This window comes from Rathayibacter sp. Leaf248 (genome assembly GCF_920939495.1).
Classification (GTDB): Bacteria; Actinomycetota; Actinomycetes; order Actinomycetales; family Microbacteriaceae; genus Rathayibacter; species Rathayibacter caricis.
Genome location: NZ_CAKLAV010000002.1, coordinates 390,078 through 406,084, shown reverse-complemented (window position 1 = coordinate 406,084; position 16,007 = coordinate 390,078). Strand labels below are relative to the sequence as shown.

Below are 16,007 nucleotides of genomic sequence, written 5' to 3'. Positions count from 1 at the left end.
CGCCGGCCCCCGCCAGCGCGGCGCGACCGGACGATGGCGAACGAGCGTGGCGACGACCTCTCCCTCGTCGTCCTCCCCCAGCGGGAGCGTCCGCTGCTCGAAGCCGGCGCCGAGGACGTCCGGCCGCCACTCGCCGCTCAGGACGCGTACGCCTTCAGCGCGCGGGCGGTCAGGGTGGAGCCGTCGGCGACGAGGGCGCTCGGTGGGCCCTCGAAGACGATCGATCCGCCCTCGTGGCCGGCTCCCGGGCCGACGTCGATGATCCAGTCGGCGTGGGCCATCACCGCCTGGTGGTGCTCGATCACGATCACCGAGCTCCCGGAGTCGACCAGCCGGTCGAGCAGTCCCAGCAGGTTGTCGACGTCGGCGAGGTGGAGCCCTGTGGTCGGCTCGTCGAGGAGGTAGACCGCGCCCTTCGACGCCATGTTGATCGCGAGCTTCAGCCGCTGCCGCTCCCCGCCCGACAGGGTGTTGAGCGGCTGGCCGAGCGTGAGGTAGCCCAGACCCACGTCGACGAGTCGAGCGAGGATCGTGTGCGCCGGACCGGAGCCGAAGAACTCTGCCGCCTCGACGATCGGCAGCGACAGCACCTCGTGGATGTTCAGGCCCCGGAGCCGGTACTCGAGCACCTCCGCGGTGAATCGCTTGCCCTCGCACTCCTCGCAGACCGACGAGACCGTGGCGGCCGGGCCCAGCTCGGTGAAGATCAGGCCGGCCCCCTTGCAGACGGGACAGGCTCCGGCGGAGTTGGCGCTGAACAGCGCGGGCTTCACGCCGTTCTCCTTCGCGAACGCGGTGCGGATGGCGTCGAGCACGCCGGTGTAGGTGGCCGGGTTGCTCCTGCGGGAGCCGCGGATCGGCGACTGGTCGGCCACGACCACTCCGGGGCGCTTCGCGAGACTGCCGTGCAGGAGGGACGACTTGCCCGAGCCCGCGACTCCGGTCACGACGGTGAGCACCCCGAGCGGCACGTCGACATCGACCCCGCGGAGGTTGTGGGTCGCGGCACCGCGGATCTCGGCGAACGCCGTCGGGCGGCGCACCGACTCCTTGAGCGGGACGCGGTGGTCGAGGTGCTCGCCGGTGAGGGTGTCGGAGGCGCGCAGCCCCTCGACGGAGCCCTCGTAGCGGATCTCACCGCCGTGCGCGCCCGCCCGCGGCCCGAGATCGACGACGTGGTCGGCGATCAGGATGATCTCGGGCTTGTGCTCGACGACCAGAACGGTGTTGCCCTTGTCGCGGAGGCGCCGGAGCAGCTCGATCATGCGCGAGACGTCGTGCGGGTGCAGGCCCGCGGTCGGCTCGTCGAAGACGTAGGTGATGTCGGTGAGGCTCGAGCCCAGGTGCCGGACCATCTTGACGCGCTGCGCCTCGCCGCCCGAGAGGGTGCCCGACTCGCGGTCGAGCGAGAGGTACCCGAGCCCGACCTGGACGAGCGAGTCGAGCGTGCCGAGCAGGGTCTCGACGATCGGAGCGACCGAGGGGTCGTCGACCCCGCGCAGCCACTCGGCCAGGTCGGTCGCCTGCATCGACGAGCACTCGGCGATGTTCCGGCCGCCGATGCGGGAGGAGAGGGCGGCTCCGGTGAGCCGCGCTCCCCCGCACTCGGGGCAGGCGGCGAAGGTCGCCACCCGCTCGGCGAACGCGCGGATGTGCGCCTGCGGCGACTCCTTCGCGAGGTAGAGCCGGGTGACCTTGACCACGAGGCCCTCGTAGGTCATGTTCATGCCCGCGATCGCCATCTTGGTGGCGGGGCGGTAGAGGAACGCGTCGAGCTGCTCCGGAGTGAAGTCGGCGATCGGGACGTCGGCCGGGTACAGGCCGGATTCGGCGAGCCCCTTCCAGTACCAGCCGCCGACGACGAAGTTGGGGATCGCATCGAGCGCGCCGCCCTCGAGGGACTTCGAGCGGTCGAAGAGGGCGTCGAGGTCGATGTCGGAGGCGCGGCCCGTGCCCTCGCAGCGCGGGCACATGCCCTCGGGCAGGTTGAAGGAGAACGCGCCGCTCGTGCCGACGTGCGGGTCGCCGATCCGGCTGAAGAGGATCCGCAGCATCGTGTAGGCGTCGGTCGCGGTGCCGACGGTGGAGCGGCCGTTGGCCCCCATCCGCTCCTGGTCGACCACGATCGTGGCCGAGAGCCCGTCGAGCGACTCGACGTCGGGCCGGGCGGGCGAGCCCATGAACTGCTGCAGGAAGGCGGAGTACGTCTCGTTGATCAGCCGCTGCGACTCCGCGGCGATCGTGCCGAAGACGAGCGAGGACTTGCCCGAGCCGGAGACGCCCGTGAAGACCGTGATGCGGCGCTTGGGGATGTCGACGTCGACGCCGCGCAGGTTGTTCTGCCGGGCGCCCCGCACCCGGATCACGTCGTGGGGCCCCGGCTGCGTCGTGCTCGTCATCGTGTCCCCGTCCGTCCCGCCCTCGTGGCTGCCCGCAGTGTACGGGAGCCCTCCGACATGCACGAGGACCCCCCGGCGTGCACCGGAGGGTCCTCGTCGGAGCGGGCGGGTCGGCCCGCGACGGGCTCAGTCCGAGACGAGCTCGGCCCGCGAGATCGCGATCATGTCCTCGCGGGGGACGACCTTGACGCGGGCGCGTCCCTCCGGAGCCCCGAGCGCCTGCTCGTGCTCGTCGAGGCGGTGCCAGCCCTCGAGGTCCGTGTACGCGATGCCGCGCTCGTCGAGCAGCCCGACGATGGCCGACTCCTCGGGGTGCGCGGGGGTCCACCACGACGCCTGGTCGCGCAGCACGTGGCCCACGGTCTCCATCGCGTCGGACTTGGTGTGGCCGATCAGGCCGACCGGGCCGCGCTTGATCCAGCCGGTCGCGTAGACGCCGTGGACCTGCTGGTCCTCGTCGTCCAGGACCTGGCCCTCGCGGTTCGGGATCACTCCGCGCATCTCGTCGAACGGCAGGCCGTCGAGCGGGGAGCCGAAGTAGCCGACCGCGCGGTAGACGGCCTGCACCGCGACCTCGCGGATCTCGCCGGTGCCGCGCACGCCGCCCTCGCCGTCGGGCTCCGTGCGCTCGTAGCGGATCGCGGCGACGCGGCCCTGCCCGTCGTCGACGAACTCGAGCGGCTTCGCCCAGAAGTGCAGGTGGAGGCGACGGGAGGCGCTGCCGGTCTCGCGGGTGCGCCACTGGTTCAGGACACGGTTGATGACCATGACCTGCTTGTTGGTCTCGATCGCGGCCTGCGAGGCGGGGTCGAGCACGAAGTCCTCGTCGTGGACGATCATGTCGACGTCGCGCAGCTCGCCGAGCTCGCGCAGCTCGAGCGGAGTGAACTTGACCTGCGCGGGTCCGCGGCGGCCGAAGACGTGCACGTCGGTGACGGGAGAGGCCTTCAGACCCTCGTAGACGTTCGGCGGGACCTCGGTGGGCAGCAGGTCGTCGGCGTGCTTCGCGAGCATCCGCGAGACGTCGAGCGCCACGTTGCCGTTGCCGATCACCGCGACGGAGGAGGCCTCGAGCGGCCAGGTGCGCGGCACGTCGGGGTGCCCGTCGAACCAGCTGACGAAGTCGGCCGCTCCGTACGAGCCCTCGAGGTCGACGCCGGGGACGTCGAGCGGGGCGTCGCGGATCGCTCCCGTCGAGAAGATCACGGCGTGGTAGTGACGCTTGAGGTCCTCGAGGGTGAGGTCGGTGCCGAAGTGCACGTTGCCGAAGATCCGGATGTCGCCGCGGTCGAGGACCTCGCGCAGGGCCGTGATGATGCCCTTGATGCGCGGGTGATCGGGCGCGACTCCGTAGCGGACGAGACCGTAGGGAGCCGGCAGCTGCTCGAACAGGTCGATCGAGACGTCGTACTTCTTCTCGGCCTTGATCATGAGGTCGGCGGCGTAGATGCCCGCGGGCCCCGCACCGACGATGGCCAGCCTGAGCTTGGTCATTGCGTTCCTCCTGCCGGGGCGCCGTGGCGCACGTCCGGTCTCATTTCCTGCGGCGCAGGGCGCGCCGCGACGATCGGGGTCAGCCGTTGCGGTCGACGACCGTGTCCGCGAAGCGCGAGAGCGCCTTGCGGACCGAGCCGTCGGGCAGCGGGGCGAGAGCGGCGACGGCCTCGTCGGCCCAGCGGTGGGCCTCGGCGAGGGTCTGCGCCGTCACATCGTGGTCGCGCAGCTGCGCGATGGCGTCGGAGATGTCGGCGTGCTGCTCGTCGGTGTGCGCGATCTCGTCGTTCGAGCGGCTGACGTAGCTCTCGATCCGGGCGAGGAGCTCGGCGGCACCGCGGTCGGAGGCGGCGCGCTCGCGCAGGCGGAGGATCGGCAGGGTCGAGACGCCGGCGCGGATGTCGGTGCCCGGGTTCTTGCCGGTCTCCTCGGGCTGCGGGGAGAGGTCGATCACGTCGTCGACGATCTGGAACGCGACTCCGATCTTCTCGCCGAAGACGCGCATCGCCTCCTCGTACTCGGCGGGACCCTCGGCGAAGACGACTCCGGTGCGCCCGGCCGCGGCGATCAGCGAGCCGGTCTTGTCGGCGAGCACCGAGAGGTAGTGCTCGACCGGGTCCTCCCCCTCGGTCGGCCCGACGGTCTCGTGCAGCTGACCGAGGACGAGGCGCTCGAACGTGTCGGCCTGGAGGCGGATCGCGCGGTCGCCGAGCTCGATCATGAGCTGGTTGGCGCGGGCGAAGAGCAGATCGCCGGTGAGGATCGCGACGTTGTTGCCCCAGACGGTCTGAGCGGAGGGGACGCCGCGGCGCTTCTCCGCCTCGTCCATGACGTCGTCGTGGTACAGCGACGCGAGATGCGTGATCTCGATGGCCTGGGCGCCCAGCAGCACCTGCGGGGTGTTGCCGCGGCCCAGTTGCGCGGCGAGGAGCGTGAGCATGGGGCGCACGCGCTTGCCCCCGGCCTCGAGGAGGTAGCGCGTCGACACGTCGGCGACCTGGTCGGCGAAGGACAGCTGGTGGACCAGCCCCGTCTCGACCTGCTCGAGCCCCTCGTCGATCGCACGCGCGAGCGAGCGGTCGGATGCGGTCGAGAAGATGCGCTCGGAGAGGCCGAGCTGCGCCGTCAGGGACGGGCTGCGGCGGGCGACGGGCGCAGTGGCGTTCACACTGAAACCCTAACGTCTCGGCCTTCGAGGCCCCCGGGTGTCATGAGGTGGCGACGATCGGCTTGATCCCGCGGTGCAGCGCGACGATGCCGAAGGTGAGGTCCTTGTAGGCGACCCGCTCGAAGCCGGCGGCGCGGAGCCAGGACGCCACGACCTTCTGCTCGGGCCACGCACGGATGGAGTCGCCGAGGTAGTCGTAGGCCGGGTCGTTCGAGGACGCGAGTCCGACGATCGCGGGCATGACCTTCGCGAGGTAGAGGTCGTACGCCGCGGCGAGAGGCTTCAGCGGAGGAGTCGAGAACTCGCAGATCACGACGCGGCCGCCCGGCTTCACGACACGGAAGAACTCGGCGAGCGCGGTGCGCGGCTCGGCGACGTTGCGGAGGCCGAAGGAGATCGTGACGGCGTCGAACGACTCGTCCTCGAAGGGCAGGTCCATGGCGTCGGCCTGCACGAACTCGATCCGGTCGTCGCCCGCCTGACGGGTGCGGCCGACCGCGATCATCCCCGGCGAGAAGTCGGCGGCGACGACGTGCGCGCCCGAGCGGGCGAGCGAGGCGGAGGAGGTGCCGGTACCCGCCGCGACATCGAGGATCCGCTCGCCCGGCGCCGGATTCACGGCGCGGGTCGTGGCGATGCGCCACAGGTGGTCGTTGCCCGCCGAGAGGACCGTGTTGGTCAGGTCGTAGGCGGGTGCCACCGTGTCGAACATGGCGGCGACCTCGTCGGGGCGCTTGGTGAGGTCTGCCTTAGTCACGATCATCGAGTCTAGAGCGGGCGGCGGGGCGGCGGCTGTGCATCCGCCCCCGCCGGAGCGTTCCGGGAGGACGTGCGGGACACCGGAACCGCCCAGCTCCGCCTAGCGGGCGGCTCCGGCGCGGATCACAGTACCGGCGCGGATCCGGCGGGCGAGGGCGAGGCGTGGGACGTCCGCTCCTCTGGCGCTCCTCGCGCTGCCTGCACACCCTCCCGCTCCGAGCGGCCCCGTCCTGCCGCGGGCGTACCCTGGGGGCGTGACGCTCATCGGCGCCGGGGCTCCCCCTCTCCATGTGGAGACGACCCCGCTGGACTCCCCCGCAGCGCTCCCCTCTCTCGCGGACCCGCGGCGTCCCCTCCTCTGGCAGCGCAACGGTGCCGGGCTGGTGGGACTCGGTGAAGCGCTGCGCCTCGAGTTCTCCGGGCCGGACCGTCTGCGCGAGGCGGCCGACGCGTGGAGGGTGCTGTCCGCCTCCGCCGAGGTGGACGACCCGATCGGGCTGCCGGGGACGGGGCTCGTCGCCTTCGGGGCGTTCGCGTTCTCGGGGCGGTCGTCGGCCACCAGCGTGCTGATCGTGCCGCGGACGGTCGTCGGGTCGCGCGGGGGACGCTCCTGGGTCACGACGATCTCCTCGGAGGGCGCTATCGGCTCAGAGCCGACTGCCGCGCGGCCGTTCGGGGACGAGTACCGCGTCTCGCTCGTGCCGGGCGCGATGACACCCGACGGCTACCGCTCGGCGGTGGCATCGGCGGTCGGCAGCATCCGCGCGGGGGCGCTCGAGAAGGTCGTGCTCGCCCGGGACCTCCACGGGCGCCTGCCCCGCGGGGCCGACCTGCGACGGATCCTGGTGGACTTCGCGAGCACCTACCCCGACTGCTGGACCTTCGCCGTCGACGGCTTCGTCGGCGCGAGCCCGGAGACCCTCGTCGGGGTCGATCACGGAGCGATCACTGCGCGGGTCCTCGCCGGGACGAGTGCGCGCGGAACGGATGCGGCAACTGACGCGGCGATCGCGCAGGCGCTCCTGGAGAGCACGAAGGACCGCTCCGAGCACGCCTTCGCGATCGCGAGCCTGCTCAGGGAGCTGCGGCCGCACACGACGTCGCTCAGCACGAGTGGCGAGCCGTTCACGCTAGAACTGCCGAACCTGTGGCACCTGGCCACCGACGTGCGCGGCACGCTCGGCGACGCCTCCACCGCGCTCGACCTGGTCGACGCCCTGCACCCGACGGCCGCCGTCGCCGGCACCCCCACCGGCACCGCGCTCGAGCTGATCGACGCGCTCGAGCCGTTCGACCGTGGCCGCTACGCCGGCCCCGTGGGCTGGATCGACGGTCGCGGCGACGGGGAGTGGGCCGTGGGTCTCCGCAGCGCCCAGATCACCACGGACGGCGAGGTCACAGCGTGGGCCGGCGCCGGCATCGTCGCCGACAGCGACCCCGACGCCGAACTCGCGGAGACGCGGATCAAGTTCCGTCCGGTGCAGGACGCTCTGAGCTGAGCGTCACCGGGTCTCCTCGTCCCGGCACGCGCAGCGGTCACTACTCGCGGAGTGGTGACGGCGGATGGTCCGATCCGAGTCGTGGAACGAGTGCCGCAGCTGTCGCCGACGGCCGCGTCGTGATGCGACGGCCTGTCGGCGTCGTCCAGTCCGCGACCCCGTCGGGATGCAGGACGTACGTCCAGCGGTCCCCGTGTCGGACGTGGTGGTGCGCGACGCAGAGCGAGGCGAGGTTCGAGGGTGTCGTCTCGCCGCCGTTCCGCCACTCAATGGTGTGATCGGCTTCCGCGGCGGTCACCGACCGGGTGCAGCCCGGGAATCGGCAGGTCCGGTCCCGCAGTCGGACGAGCAGGCGCATCGGCGGAGGCGGCGTGCGGTGCGCTCGCCCGACCGAGACGATCACGCCCGTCCTCGGGTCGGTCCGAACCGGCGTGAATGTCGCGTCCGCTCCGACGAGATCGCGCGCGGCGTCGGCGGGGACGAGCCCGTAGCCGTCCAGATCGACCGCGGCGTCGTCGGTTCCGGAAGCGGTGGCGTCCGACATCATCAGCCTCACCTCGGCGCGGATGCCGGGCGCGAAGGTCGTGGAGAGCTCGTCGGACGGAACCGTACCGGCCACCTCGCCGTGGCACAGCAGGTCGCCGAGAGCATCGGCTCGCAGCTGCGCGAGAGTGCGCAGGTCCTCGTCGCAGCGGAGCTCGCGGGCGATCCTGTCGAGGCGTGTCAGGGCGCCGACCGCGATCGGCGCCGGTAGGCGGGCGCAGACCGTCGCCATCCCGTCATCGTCGGTCGTGATCCACACCGACCTGTCCGCTCGAGCGCGTGCGTGCCGCTCGGCGAGAGGCTGTTCGTGCAGCTCCTCCCGCAGCAGCGCGAGCGCGCGCCTCAGCTGCGTCGGGGTCATCGCGACGGCGAGCTCGGCCGCCCGGACGTCGAACTCGGCCCGCGAGGAAACCGGGAGGGTCGCCGCGACGGAGCAGACGATCCCGCCCGCTTCCCATCGCATCCGCGCCTCGGCCAGAGCAGCACGGGTCCGCGGAAGCTCTTCGACCAGCAGCCGCGCGTGCTCGATCTCTCGAGCGGCGACCCTCTCGGACACCTGCAGCACCACGGCGAACTCGGCTCGGATGGATCGCTCCACCAGGCCGTGCGACTCGCTCCGCCCGCGTGCGAACCATTCCGGGCAGGCGAGAGCCGCCACGTAGCCGGCGTGCAGCGCTTCGGCGGCCGCGAGCAGGACCGGCGCGGCACTGAGCGCCAGCTCGGCCGCACGGTCGCCGTGCGCCCGAACCTCCCGCAGCGCCGCCTCCGCTGCTCCTGTTCCTGCCATGCGCCGAGTCAAGCCGGGTCCGCCGCGACCCGTTCCGCCCGGTCACGGATCAGTGGAAGCACGCCGTACCGTCCCCTTGGGGAGGAGCGACGCCATCGTCCCGATCGACCGCGCTCTCAGCGCCCCAGTGGGATCTCCACGATCCCCGGCCCGTCGCCCGGCGCGGTCAGCGCCTGCTCCAGCTCACCGCGCGTCGAGACCCGCGAGTACGCCCATCCGTACGCCCGCGCCAGCGCTTCGAGATCGACGGACTGCGGAGTGAACTGCACCCGGTCGAAGGCATCCGGGGCCGAGCTCGACGCGACCTCCAGGCCGTCGAAGATCGTGCCTCCCCCGTCGTTCACCACGACGACCTGCACTCGCGGCCGCCGCTCGCCGGGGGCGAGCATCAGCCCGCCGGCCTCGTGCAGCAGCGTGAGATCGCCGAGGACGACGCGAGTCACTCCGGCGGCTCCCCGCTCGCCCGCCTGCGAGGCCACGGCGATGCCGAGCGCGGTCGAGACGGTCCCGTCGATCCCCGCGAGGCCGCGGTTCGAGTGCACGGTGATCTTCTTCCCCGGCAGCGACCCGTCGGCCACGCGGATGAGGCGCGAAGCCCCGAAGAGCAGGCGGTCGTGCGGCCAGGTCACGCGCCAGACGGACGACACCACGAACTCGCGGGTCAGCGGCGCACGCACGGCGGCGAGGGCGTTGCGGGCGAAGCCGCGGCGGTCCTCCAGCGACATGGTGCCGCCGTCGGCGACCTCGGGCAGGGCGTCAGGGTCGACGACGAGCGCGCGGCTGCGGAACACCCACGACCCGGCCCAGGCGCGCTCGGCGCGGTCGGGGCGCGGCGAGTCGGAGGGGCGCACCACCTCGATCCCCGCGACCCGGCGCGCACGGCGGCCCGGGTTGTAGAACTGCGGGCGGCCGCGGTCGACGACGATCACCTCGACGTCGTCCCGGCGCAGGAGCTCCGGCACCTCGCGCGAGAGCGTCGGGTGGCCGAACACGATCGCGCGGCGGACGCGTCCGCCGAAGTCGGCCTCGCCCAGCAGCCGGCGCCAGGCGACGACGAGCTGCGGTCCGAAACGGGCGCCGGAGGAGACCTCGGCGAGCAGCGGCCAGTCGCCCGCGCGCGCGACGGCCTCCGCGACGTCGCCCGCCTTGTCTCCGGCGATGACGACCGTCAGCGGCTCGTCGGGACCGGCGGCGACCCGCTCGACCTCCTCCGAGGGCCCTGCGGCGAGCGGCTCGGCCGCCGGCGGGATCTCGAACTCCGGCAGGCGCGAGGACAGCGGATCGCGGAACGCGAGATTCAGGTGCACGGGCCCGCCCGGATGCAACGCCGCCGAGAAGGCACGGTCGGCGAGCGCCGCGGTCTCCTCCGGAGCCGAGTCGGGCCCGGGCGCGGCGACGTCCTCGAACAGCCGCACGGCGCGGCCGTACAGCTCGCGCTGCTCCGTCGTCTGATTCGAGCGGATGCCGCGCAGTTCGTCCGGCCGGTCGGCGGTGAGCACGATCAGCGGCACGTCCGAGGCGTCGGCCTCGAGCACGGCGGGGTGCAGGTTCGCGGGCGCGGTCCCGGAGGTGGTGATCACCACGGCGGGCAGCCCCGTCTCGAGCGCGAGCCCCAGGGCGAGGAATCCGGCCGAGCGCTCGTCGACGCGCACGTGCAGGCGGATCGCTCCGCGACTCTCGAGCTCGGCCGCGACGAGTGCCAGGGCCTGCGACCGCGATCCGGGAGCGACGACGACGTCGCGGACGCCGAGCGCGACGAAGCGGGTGAGGAGGTCGACCGCGGAACGGGTGGAGGGCGCGACCGGGGGGTGCTCAGGCATCCCGTCGGCCGGGGCCGTCGGACTTGTCGGGGTCGTCGAGGTCGGCCAGGTCGCGCTCGAGCTGGGCGATGCGCTCGGCCTGCTCGCGCTCCTTCTCGGGATCGCGCTCCTGGCGGATCGTGCCGAGGAAGTCGGGGTCGTCGTCGGGAGCCGTGAAGCGCCGGCCCGCCGCGCGGTCCTTGCGCGGTCGGCCGATCCAGAACCACAGGCCCGCGCCGATCAGCGGCAGCAGGAGGACGACCAGGACCCAGGACCACTTCGGGATCGCGCGCACCGCGTGCCGGTTGCTCATCGCGACGTCGATCACGGTGTAGACCGTGAAGACGGCGAGGGCCACGAGCAGGCCGATGAAGAGGCGGATCACGGAATTCAGTCTACGTCCGCACGCTGTTCGCCGACCGGGCGCTCGGAGGCTGGACAGGAGCCTCCCGGGGTGCTCACGGACGGGTGTGCAGCGGTCCTCGCGCAGGGGCCCGACGTACACTGTCCCGGTGAAACTCAGCCGCGCCGTCGTCGTCTACTCGCTCCTGCGTCTGGCGATGTTCGCCGGTGTCTTCGTGCTGGTGTACCTGCCGGCGCGCACGTTCCTCGACTCCGATCTCACCGCCGCGGTGACCGCGGGAGTGATCGCCGCCGTCGCGAGCATGTCGCTGTCGTACATCGTGCTGCGCAAGCCCCGCGAGACCATCGCGCAGGCGATCTACGAGCGCCGCAAGGACGTGCCGCGCGCCCCGACCGACGACGACATCGAGGACGCCGCCGTCGACCGCTCGCGCGAGGAGCGCTAGAAGCGACGAACGCCGGCGCAGCGCCTCAGAACGCGAGCGCCGCCGCCAGGATCGCCGCGTACGCGAGCCCGCCCAGGCTCGTCAGCTGCAGCGCCAGGATCAGCTCCTTCGCCGTGCGCGCCGTCAGGGTGATGAGGATCGCCGGCAGGATCGCGAGCAGCACGAACAGCGTGAGCCACGCGAGCGGGTAGAACAGCGCCAGGATCACCGAGATGCCGAACGGCACCAGCACGAACGCGCTGTAGAGCGCACGGGCGACGGTTGGCCCCACGATCACGGCGAGCGTGCGCTTGCCCGACGCGCGGTCGGTCGGGATGTCGCGGATGTTGTTGACCATCAGGACCGCGCAGGCGAAGAGGCCCGCGGCGACCGCGCCGAGCCACGACTCCTGGTTGGTGCGGCCGATCTGCACGAAGGTCGTGCCGACGGTGGCGACGAGGCCGAAGAAGACGAAGACGAAGACGTCGCCGAGTCCGAGATAGCCGTAGGGGCGGCGTCCGCCGGTGTAGAACCAGCCGGCGGCGATCGCGGCGGCGCCGACGAGCAGGAACCACCAGTGGCCCGAGAGCACGGTCAGCACGAGGCCCGCGAGGGCGGCGAGGCCGAAGAAGACGAGTGCGACCGTCAGCACGTGCTTCGGCTTCGCGGCTCCGGACCCGGTGAGGCGCGAGGGGCCGACGCGGTTCGCATCGGTGCCGCGCACGCCGTCGGAGTAGTCGTTCGCGTAGTTCACGCCGATCTGCAGGGCGAGCGAGACGGCGAGGCAGAGCAGGGCGCGCACCCAGTGCCAGCCCTCGTCGGTGACCTGCGTCGCTCCGGTGCCGATGAGCACGGGAGCGATCGCGAGCGGCAGGGTGCGCAGGCGCGCTCCGGCGATCCACTCGCGCGCGCCGGCCGGCGCCACCTGGACCTTCTGCGGGTTGCCGCCCGGACGGCCGCTCCGGGGCTTCGCCTGCGGCTTCTTCTTGCGACTCGTACTCGACACGGAGGGAATCCTACCGAGACGCCTCAGTCCGCGGTCGCGGCGAGGCCCTCCAGCGCACGGCGGTCCGGCTTGCCGGAGGCGAGCAGCGGCACGGTCTCCACGCGGACGATCGCGACGGGCTGAGCGGCCCGGCCGAGAGCCTCCCGCACGACCGCCCTGACCTCGGCGAGCACGGGGACGGGAGCCGCGGCGGTCACGACGACCGGCACCTCGCCCCACTCGGCGTCGGCCCGGCGCACGACGACCGCGTCGGGGACGGGGCCGTCGCGCAGCACCTTCTCGACCGCGTCGAGCGAGACCTTCTCCCCGCCCGAGACGATCACGCGGTCGAGGCGGCCGGTGACGCGGAGTCGACCGTCGACCAGCTCGCCCGCGTCGCCCGTCCGGTACCAGCGCTCCCCCGCGACGCTGCTGAAGGCGGAGGCGGTGCGGTCGAGGTCGAACCCGCCGTCGGCGTCGAGGTAGCCCTCGGCGAGGGTCGGGCCGCCGAGCAGCACCTGGCCGTCGTCGATCCGGACGCGCACGTCGCGCAGCGGCGACCCGTCGTAGACGCAGCCGCCCGCGGTCTCGCTCGATCCGTAGGTCAGGCGGACCTTCACGCCCAGCGCGGCGGCACGCTCGCGCAGAGGTCGCGGCGCCGCCTGTCCGCCGATCAGCAGCGCGTCGAAGGAGCGGAGGGTCGCAGCCTCGGCCGAATCCGCCTCCGCCGCGTCGAGCAGCCGCGCGAGCTGCACGGGCACGAGGGAGGAGTACCGGCGCTCACCCGCCGGCATCGTCCGGGCGAGCGCCAGGAACGCGAGCGGATCGAAGTGCCCGTCCGGCAGCACGACGGGATCGGCGTCGGCGGTGATCGAGCGCACGAGCACCTGCACGCCGGCGATGTAGTGCGTGGGCAGGCACAGCAGCCAGCGGCCCGGGCCGCCGAGCTCGGCGAGGGTGGCGGCGGCGCTGGTCAGCAGCGCCCCGGTCGCGAGAGCGACGCGCTTGGGCGGACCGGAGGAGCCGGAGGTCTCGACCACGACGGCCACGCGCTGCGGGACCACCGCGGCGAGGGCTCCGGACGCTCCGGGCGCGGCGACGCGGATCGCCGGGCCGCTGCCGTCGAGGGCGGCGCGCAGGGCGATCAGCACCCACTCCGGAGCGGAGTCGACCGCGATCAGCTCCCGGGTCATGCGCTCAGAACTGCCACGGGAACGGCGACCAGTCGGGATCGCGCTTCTCGAGGAAGGAGTCGCGGCCCTCGACGGCCTCGTCGGTGCCGTAGGCGAGACGCGTCGTCTCGCCGGCGAACAGCTGCTGGCCGACGAGTCCGTCGTCGACCGCGTTGAAGGCGTACTTGAGCATGCGGATGGCGGTGGGCGACTTTGTCAGGATCGTCTCGGCCCACTCCAGCGCCGTCGTCTCGAGCTCGGCGTGCGGCACGACCGCGTTCACCGCGCCCATCTCGTAGGCGCGCTGCGCCGAGTACTCGCGGGCGAGGAAGAACACCTCGCGGGCGGCCTTCTGCCCGATCTGGCGGGCGAAGTACGCCGAGCCGTAGCCGGCGTCGAACGACCCGACGTCGGCGTCCGTCTGCTTGAAGCGGCCGTGCTCGGCCGACGCGATCGTGAGGTCGCAGACCACGTGCAAGGAGTGGCCGCCGCCCGCCGCCCAGCCGGGGACCGCCGCGAGGACGACCTTGGGCATGAAACGGATGAGGCGCTGCACCTCGAGGATGTGCAGGCGGCCCGAGCGCGCCGCGTCGATCCCCTCGGCCGTCTCGCCGTCGGAGTAGCGGTAGCCGTCGCGCCCCCGGATGCGCTGGTCGCCGCCGGAGCAGAACGCCCAGCCGCCGTCCTTCGGGCTCGGGCCGTTGCCGGTGAGGATCACGACGCCGATGCGCGGGTTGATCCGCGCGTCCTCGAGGGCGTTGTAGAGCTCGTCGACCGTGCGCGGCCGGAACGCGTTGCGCACCTCCGGGCGGTCGAAGGCGACGCGGGCGATGCGCCCGGTGCGGTCGTGGTGGTAGGTGATGTCCTCGAGAGCGTCGAAGCCGCGCACCGGCTCCCACCGGCTCGCGTCGAACAGCTCGGAAACCTGCGTGCTCATGCCCTCGACCCTACTGTCGCGGGCCGAGCGGACGCCGGGGCCAGCAAGACGTGGATCTCGAGACGCGCGCTCCTCGATCAGCACCCTTGCTGGTCGAGTAGCCGCCGCAGGCGGCGTATCGAGACCAGAGCCCGGCCGCACGCGAAGAGGGACCCCGCGATGCGCGGGGTCCCTCTGTCGTCAGTGCTGCGGAGTGCTACTTCGCGGTGGAGGTGCGGCGGTTCTCGGCCGACACCATCCAGGCGAACTGCTCCAGGCTCTGGATGATCGCGTGCAGGAGGTCCGCGCTGGTCGGGTCCTCCTCGTCCACCTGGTCGTGCACCTCGCGCATGGTGGCGGCGGTGTTCTCGAGGCGGATGGTGACGAGGTCGACCGTCTCGGCGGTGTCGATCTCGCCGTGCGGGTACTCGGGCAGCGTGGTGGTCGCCGCGACGGTGTCGCTGCGGCCGTCCGGGATCCCGTGCAACGCGCGCATGCGCTCGGCGATGTCGTCGCTGAACTCGCGCGCGGCCTCGATGATCTCGTCGAGCTGCAGGTGCAGGTCGCGGAAGTTCTTGCCGACGACGTTCCAGTGCGCCTGCTTGCCCTGCACGTGGAGCTCGATCAGGTCGACGAGGACGATCTGGAGGCTGTCGAGCAGCTCCTTCGAGGCCTTGAAGCCCTTCTCGGCGTTCTGACGACGGCTGGTCTTGGCTCCGGAGCCGGCGGGGGCTTCGACGTGGCGTTCGAGGGTGGTGGTCATGGACCATTCCTTTCTCTTGACGGTGTCGGGGTGATCCCCTCCATCGAGTGTGACTGCTGTGGCTGGACGGTGCCCGGACGGGGGCCGGGAGCGAAGGGGGGTTGACTCCGGGCGCGCAGGACGGCCCAGATCGTGGCGACGGATCCGGAGTCGACCCGGTAGTTCGACCCGTTCACGAACGAGGCGCGGTCGGAGCAGAGGAACGCGATCACGGCGGCGACCTCGTCGGTCTCGCCGCGGCGCTTGAGCTCCATGTACGGCCGCTCCTCGTCGAGGAACGACGAGATCGCCTCGTCGGTCGACGTGCCGCGCTGCTCCGCGCGCTTCTGCATCATGGCGTCGGTCATGGGGCTCCGGATGAACGCGGGCGAGACCGCGTTCACGAGCAGGCCCTCGAGGGCGTACGAGCGCGAGAGGCCCTTGGCGAGGGCGAGCACGCCGGCCTTCGCGGCGCAGTACGGCAGCTCGTCGTCGTAGGGCTGCACCGCGTCCTCGGAGGCGACGAGCACGAGGCGCCCCCATCCTCCGTGACGCAGGTCAGGGAGGAACTCGCGCACCAGCCGGACCGGCCCGAGCAGGTCGGTCTCGAGGGTGCTGGTCCAGCCCTCGTCGTCGATCTCGTGGAAGAGACCCTGGGCGCCGGTCACTCCGGCGCTCTGCACGAGGATGTCGATCTCTCCGACGGCCTCGGCGACCTTCGCGTGGAGAGCGGCGTGCTCCTCGATGCTCGTGACGTCGGCGGCGAAGGCGTACAGGCGTCCCTCCGGTGCGTCGAGCCCTGCGGCTGCGGCGTCGAGCTTCTCCTGGTCGCGGTCCGAGATCACGACGGTCGCCCCCTCCGCGAGGAGGAGCGTCGCGGTGGCGAGTCCGATGCCGGAGTCCGCTCCGGTGACGAGGGCGGTGCGTCCGGTGATTCCTAAGTCCATGCCTCCGGT

The 16,007-nt window shown here is 72.3% G+C and carries 14 protein-coding genes; 2 read left to right on the top strand and 12 right to left on the bottom strand.

The window, feature by feature from the left end; genetic code table 11:
- Nucleotides 1-137: 137 nt before the first annotated feature.
- From LRG51_RS14925 to ubiE, 4 genes are all read right to left on the bottom strand, one after another.
- On the bottom strand, nt 138-2,399 hold the full coding sequence (locus LRG51_RS14925) for an ATP-binding cassette domain-containing protein (RefSeq protein ID WP_056868066.1): 2,262 nt from the start codon (nt 2,397-2,399) through the stop codon (nt 138-140).
- 126 nt (nt 2,400-2,525) lie between these two features.
- Nucleotides 2,526-3,893, bottom strand: a complete 1,368-nt coding sequence (locus tag LRG51_RS14920) for an FAD-dependent oxidoreductase (protein WP_055790517.1) — start codon at nt 3,891-3,893, stop codon at nt 2,526-2,528.
- Nucleotides 3,894-3,972: 79 nt separating this feature from the next.
- The gene (locus LRG51_RS14915) at nt 3,973-5,061 is read right to left on the bottom strand and encodes a polyprenyl synthetase family protein (protein WP_230673412.1); all 1,089 of its coding nucleotides are present in this window, start codon (nt 5,059-5,061) and stop codon (nt 3,973-3,975) included.
- 40 nt (nt 5,062-5,101) lie between these two features.
- Complete coding sequence (ubiE, locus tag LRG51_RS14910; RefSeq protein WP_372488161.1) at nt 5,102-5,818, bottom strand: bifunctional demethylmenaquinone methyltransferase/2-methoxy-6-polyprenyl-1,4-benzoquinol methylase UbiE; 717 nt, start codon at nt 5,816-5,818, stop codon at nt 5,102-5,104.
- 256 nt (nt 5,819-6,074) lie between these two features.
- Here ubiE and LRG51_RS14905 point away from each other — a divergent pair, with 256 nt between their 5' ends.
- The gene (locus LRG51_RS14905) at nt 6,075-7,319 is read left to right on the top strand and encodes an isochorismate synthase (RefSeq protein ID WP_230673410.1); all 1,245 of its coding nucleotides are present in this window, start codon (nt 6,075-6,077) and stop codon (nt 7,317-7,319) included.
- A gap of 40 nt (nt 7,320-7,359) precedes the next feature.
- Here the strand turns inward: LRG51_RS14905 and LRG51_RS14900 are convergent, their stop codons facing one another.
- The 3 genes from LRG51_RS14900 to LRG51_RS14890 form a co-directional block, all read right to left on the bottom strand.
- Nucleotides 7,360-8,649: an HNH endonuclease signature motif containing protein gene (locus LRG51_RS14900; RefSeq protein ID WP_230673407.1), complete on the bottom strand. Its 1,290-nt coding sequence runs from the start codon at nt 8,647-8,649 to the stop codon at nt 7,360-7,362.
- Nucleotides 8,650-8,765: 116 nt separating this feature from the next.
- Nucleotides 8,766-10,469, bottom strand: a complete 1,704-nt coding sequence (gene menD, locus LRG51_RS14895) for a 2-succinyl-5-enolpyruvyl-6-hydroxy-3-cyclohexene-1-carboxylic-acid synthase (RefSeq protein ID WP_230673405.1) — start codon at nt 10,467-10,469, stop codon at nt 8,766-8,768.
- Nucleotides 10,462-10,833 carry a PLDc N-terminal domain-containing protein gene (locus tag LRG51_RS14890; RefSeq protein ID WP_230673403.1) on the bottom strand — a complete coding sequence of 124 codons (372 nt, stop codon included), beginning with the start codon at nt 10,831-10,833 and terminating at the stop codon, nt 10,462-10,464. Before LRG51_RS14890 ends, menD begins: the two co-directional genes overlap by 8 nt.
- 127 nt (nt 10,834-10,960) lie before the next feature.
- Between LRG51_RS14890 and LRG51_RS14885 the strand changes: the two genes are divergently transcribed.
- Entirely contained in the window at nt 10,961-11,257 is a 297-nt protein-coding gene (locus tag LRG51_RS14885; RefSeq protein WP_055790499.1) for a DUF4229 domain-containing protein, read from the top strand.
- A gap of 25 nt (nt 11,258-11,282) precedes the next feature.
- Here LRG51_RS14885 and LRG51_RS14880 read toward each other — a convergent pair whose 3' ends face one another.
- The 5 genes from LRG51_RS14880 to LRG51_RS14860 form a co-directional block, all read right to left on the bottom strand.
- Nucleotides 11,283-12,242, bottom strand: a complete 960-nt coding sequence (locus LRG51_RS14880; RefSeq protein ID WP_056868074.1) for a 1,4-dihydroxy-2-naphthoate polyprenyltransferase — start codon at nt 12,240-12,242, stop codon at nt 11,283-11,285.
- Between the two features lie 23 nt (nt 12,243-12,265).
- Nucleotides 12,266-13,414 (bottom strand): AMP-binding protein, encoded by a 1,149-nt coding sequence (locus LRG51_RS14875; RefSeq protein ID WP_230673402.1) that lies wholly within the window; start codon nt 13,412-13,414, stop codon nt 12,266-12,268.
- Nucleotides 13,415-13,418: 4 nt separating this feature from the next.
- The gene (locus LRG51_RS14870; protein WP_056868076.1) at nt 13,419-14,330 is read right to left on the bottom strand and encodes a 1,4-dihydroxy-2-naphthoyl-CoA synthase; all 912 of its coding nucleotides are present in this window, start codon (nt 14,328-14,330) and stop codon (nt 13,419-13,421) included.
- A 196-nt stretch (nt 14,331-14,526) separates the two neighbouring features.
- The gene (locus tag LRG51_RS14865; protein WP_055790487.1) at nt 14,527-15,072 is read right to left on the bottom strand and encodes a Dps family protein; all 546 of its coding nucleotides are present in this window, start codon (nt 15,070-15,072) and stop codon (nt 14,527-14,529) included.
- A complete protein-coding gene (locus LRG51_RS14860) occupies nt 15,069-15,998 on the bottom strand; it encodes an SDR family NAD(P)-dependent oxidoreductase (RefSeq protein WP_230673400.1) in 930 nt (309 codons plus the stop codon). Before LRG51_RS14860 ends, LRG51_RS14865 begins: the two co-directional genes overlap by 4 nt.
- Nucleotides 15,999-16,007: the final 9 nt, after the last annotated feature.

Excerpts from the sequence above, each read along its gene's own strand:
- LRG51_RS14900 (WP_230673407.1), bottom strand. The coding sequence starts at position 8,649 with ATGGCAGGAACAGGAGCAGCGGAGGCGGCGCTGCGGGAGGTTCGGGCG.
- LRG51_RS14870 (WP_056868076.1), bottom strand. The coding sequence starts at position 14,330 with ATGAGCACGCAGGTTTCCGAGCTGTTCGACGCGAGCCGGTGGGAGCCG.
- LRG51_RS14860 (WP_230673400.1), bottom strand. The coding sequence starts at position 15,998 with ATGGACTTAGGAATCACCGGACGCACCGCCCTCGTCACCGGAGCGGAC.
- LRG51_RS14920 (WP_055790517.1), bottom strand. The coding sequence starts at position 3,893 with ATGACCAAGCTCAGGCTGGCCATCGTCGGTGCGGGGCCCGCGGGCATC.
- LRG51_RS14925 (WP_056868066.1), bottom strand. The coding sequence starts at position 2,399 with ATGACGAGCACGACGCAGCCGGGGCCCCACGACGTGATCCGGGTGCGG.
- LRG51_RS14865 (WP_055790487.1), bottom strand. The coding sequence starts at position 15,072 with ATGACCACCACCCTCGAACGCCACGTCGAAGCCCCCGCCGGCTCCGGA.
- menD (WP_230673405.1), bottom strand. The coding sequence starts at position 10,469 with ATGCCTGAGCACCCCCCGGTCGCGCCCTCCACCCGTTCCGCGGTCGAC.
- LRG51_RS14875 (WP_230673402.1), bottom strand. The coding sequence starts at position 13,414 with ATGACCCGGGAGCTGATCGCGGTCGACTCCGCTCCGGAGTGGGTGCTG.